Source organism: Ralstonia sp. ASV6 (assembly GCF_016429285.1).
Taxonomy (GTDB): Bacteria; Pseudomonadota; Gammaproteobacteria; order Burkholderiales; family Burkholderiaceae; genus Ralstonia; species Ralstonia flaminis.
Genome location: NZ_JAELUI010000272.1, coordinates 1 through 3,351 on the forward strand (window position 1 = coordinate 1; position 3,351 = coordinate 3,351).

The 3,351-nt window shown below is 65.4% G+C and carries 5 protein-coding genes; 2 read left to right on the top strand and 3 right to left on the bottom strand.

Features of this window, described 5'->3' with window-relative positions; all coding sequences use genetic code 11:
• A partial coding sequence (locus tag JHD73_RS27215) for a LysR family transcriptional regulator (protein WP_199033248.1) occupies positions 1-194 on the bottom strand: 194 nt, incomplete at its 3' end.
• Positions 195-338: 144 nt separating this feature from the next.
• On the opposite strand from JHD73_RS27215, the gene rocD reads away from it, so the two are divergent.
• Complete coding sequence (gene rocD / locus JHD73_RS27220; RefSeq protein ID WP_199033249.1) at positions 339-1,565, top strand: ornithine--oxo-acid transaminase; 1,227 nt, start codon at positions 339-341, stop codon at positions 1,563-1,565.
• Between the two features lie 32 nt (positions 1,566-1,597).
• Complete coding sequence (locus JHD73_RS27225) at positions 1,598-2,536, top strand: arginase (protein WP_199033250.1); 939 nt, start codon at positions 1,598-1,600, stop codon at positions 2,534-2,536.
• Here the strand turns inward: JHD73_RS27225 and JHD73_RS27230 are convergent.
• Together JHD73_RS27230 and JHD73_RS27235 are read right to left on the bottom strand one after the other, a co-directional pair.
• A complete protein-coding gene (locus JHD73_RS27230) occupies positions 2,533-2,925 on the bottom strand; it encodes a dihydroneopterin aldolase (protein WP_199033251.1) in 393 nt (130 codons plus the stop codon). The two genes, JHD73_RS27225 and JHD73_RS27230, sit on opposite strands and share 4 nt — an antisense overlap.
• A gap of 21 nt (positions 2,926-2,946) precedes the next feature.
• Positions 2,947-3,351, bottom strand: a 405-nt coding sequence (locus JHD73_RS27235) for an SDR family oxidoreductase (RefSeq protein ID WP_199033252.1), incomplete at its 5' end; no start/stop codon positions are given.

Here is a 3,351-nt window from a genome sequence, read left to right on the forward strand (position 1 = left end):
GCACCGGCCCGCGTGAGCACGAGCTTGCGCCCCGAGCGCTCGAACAGGGGTACGCCCAGCCATTGCTCCAGTTGCCGCATCTGGTACGACAGTGCCGGCTGCGACACAGCCAGGCGGTCAGCCGCACGCACGAAGCTGCCCTCGTTGGCGACAGTCAGAAAGCTATGCAGATACCGCAGCGGAGAGTGCGACATGGAGAAGACGGCGCAACCGTAAAAAGTGACGCATCAACCTATCAAATTTTTGGATCGAAAAACCAAAAACATTCGATTTGATTTTGAGTTTGTCAGATCGCAGAATTCGCCGCAAGTGAACGACCAACGCGCCCGGAGGCCATCATGACGACCGCACTGCAACATCCGAGCTATGCCCTCGAAGAGCGCTATGGCGCGCACAACTATGCGCCCCTGCCGGTCATGCTGGAACGTGGGGAAGGTGTCTGGCTGATCGACACCAGCGGCCGCCGCTACCTCGACATGATGTCCGCCTACTCAGCCGTCAGCTTCGGACATTCGCACCCCAAACTCGTGGCTGCGTTGGTTGAACAGGCCGGCCGCCTGACGCTCACCTCGCGTGCCTTCCACAACACGGAACTTGGCCCCTTCCTGGCAGACGTGTGCCGCATCACCCGCATGGACCGCGCGCTGCCGATGAACACTGGTGCCGAGGCGGTGGAAACCGCCATCAAGGCCGCCCGCAAATGGGCGCGCGACGTGAAGGGTCTACCGCCCGAGGTGGCGGAGATCATCGTGTTTGAGAACAACTTCCATGGCCGCACGACCACCATCGTCGGCTTCTCGTCGCACGATCAGTACCGCTACGGGTTCGGGCCGTTCGCAGCAGGCTTCCGGCGCATTCCGTTTGGCGATGCCGATGCGCTGCGCGCGGCAATCGGCCCCAACACGGGCGCGATCCTGATGGAGCCCGTGCAGGGCGAGGGCGGCATCGTGGTGCCACCACCGGGTTACCTGAAACTGGCACGCGAGCTGGCAACGCAGCACAGCGTGTTGCTGGTCTGCGATGAAGTGCAAACCGGCCTGGGCCGCACCGGCGATGTTCTGGCGAGCTGGCACGAAGGCGTGGATGCCGATCTGGTGGTGCTGGGCAAGGCATTGGGCGGCGGCATGGTGCCGGTGTCGGCCATTGCCGGGCGCGAGTCGGTCATCGGGGTGTTCCAGCCGGGTGACCACGGTTCGACCTTCGGTGGCAACCCGCTGGCAGCGCACATCGGCCGCGCGGCACTCGCCTTGCTGATCGAAGAAGAACTGCCGCAGCGCGCGGCGCGTCTGGGTGACGCCTTCATCGCCGAGCTGAAGACGTTGGTCGGGCATGGTGTGCGCCAAGTACGCGGCCGCGGTCTGATGATTGGCCTGCAACTCGATGCCGACATCGAAGCACACGATTTTGTCGCGGCGCTGGCTGAGCATGGCGTGCTGTCCAAGGACACCTACGGCAACGTCATCCGCCTGACGCCGCCGCTGGTGATCGGCCAGGCCGAGCTGGAGCTGGCGCGCGACGTGATCCGCCGCACGCTGGCCGACTGGCCGCGCCGCAAAGCGGCATGAGCAACAACGCAATGCATCAAGGGGAGCAGCACATGACCATCATTGACCTGATCGGCGCGGCCATCGGCTGCGGAGCGCAAGACGACGGCTGCAAGGACGGCCCGCGTGCGCTGCTGCAGGCCGGCGCGCTGGCGCGGTTGCAGACGCCGGATACGCACGGTGGACTGGTTCACGACATCGAGCTGGCAACGTCGGCCGGGCACAACCGGTCTGCGCGGCTGGCGGCGCTGCCGGGTGTGGCAGGGTTCTCACGTGCGCTGGCCGATGCGACGGCGCACAGCGTGCACGCGGGGCATGTGCCGGTCGTCATCGGCGGCGATCACTCATGCGCGATCGGCACGTGGTCAGGCGTGGCGAATGCGTTGCGCTCGAAAGGGCAGGATGGCGCACTGGGCCTGATCTGGATCGACGCCCACCTCGACAGCCATACCCCGCAGACGAGCGACTCGGGCGCGATCCACGGCATGCCGCTGGCAACGCTGCTCGGCCACGGCGCACCAGCGCTCACGCAGGTGCGCGACGCCGCGCCCAAGCTGCTGCCGCAGCATGTGGTGGTGATTGGTGCGCGCAGCTACGAGCCGGCCGAACGCACGTTGCTCGATCTGCTGGGTGTACGTGTGATTGATGCCGCAGAGGTCGCACGCAACGGCTTGCGCGCTGTGATGGCAGATGCCATCCGCCTGGTCACGTCAGGCACGGCGGCTTTTGGCGTCACGCTGGATCTGGACGCCTTCGACCCCGCCGTCGCGCCGGGTGTGGGCTCGCCCGAAACGGACGGGCTCACCGCCCAGGGCATGACGCAAGCGCTCGCCGCCTGTGCGCGCGATGCGCGCTTTGCGGCGTTTGAACTGGTGGAATACAACCCGCGCCACGACAAGGACGGGATCACGGCGCACCTGGCGCTCGACCTGCTGGGCAGCGTCGCGGGCGCGTTGCACGCGCAGCGCCGTGAATATGCGAGTGCCGCTTAGTCTTTGATGCGGAAGACCTCGACACCCACCGACTCGCAATCCGGATAGACATCCGGCTTTTCCGTCGACACCCGTGCGGCCAGCACGTGCGGGTGCTTGAGCATGGCTGTCAGCACGTCATCGCACAGCGTTTCCTGCAGATGGATGTGACCTTGTGCCATGCGGCGCGCCACAGTGTCGCGCATGAAGTCGTAGTCGACCACTTCGTGCAGTTTGTCCTGCGTGGGCGACGAGTATTCCAGCGGCACGTACAACTCGATGTTGATCAGGACGCGCTGCTCGCCCTTCTTCTCGAAGTCGTGCACGCCGATGTTGATCTGCACCTCGTAGTCGCGCAGAAACATGCGGCGGCAATTCGACAGGCGCGGGTGGGATAGCAGGGAAAGCATGGGGAGCGTCCGGGGAAAAAATTATTCGGTCAGGAACATCACGTCGCGGGCCAGTGGCATCAGGTGCTGGCCGCCGTCGACGAACAGCGTGGTGCCGGTCACGGCGCGGGCGGTGGCGAGGTAGCACACCGCCTCGGCAATGTCTTCCGGCGTGGACGACTGGCCCAGCGGCGTCATCTGGTGTGCGCGCGCAAACCCGCCTTGCGACTGATCGCCCGACACCATCGTGATGCCCGGGGCCACGCCCACCACGCGCAGCGCGGGCGCGAGTGCCTGCGCGAGCTGCATGGTGGCCGTCGACAGCGCCGCTTTCGACAGCGTGTACGACAGAAAATCCGGGTTCAGATTGTCGAGCTTCTGATCCAGCAAGTTGATGACAACACCACGATGTTCCGCATCACCGGCCGTGAGCGCACGGTGCAGCTC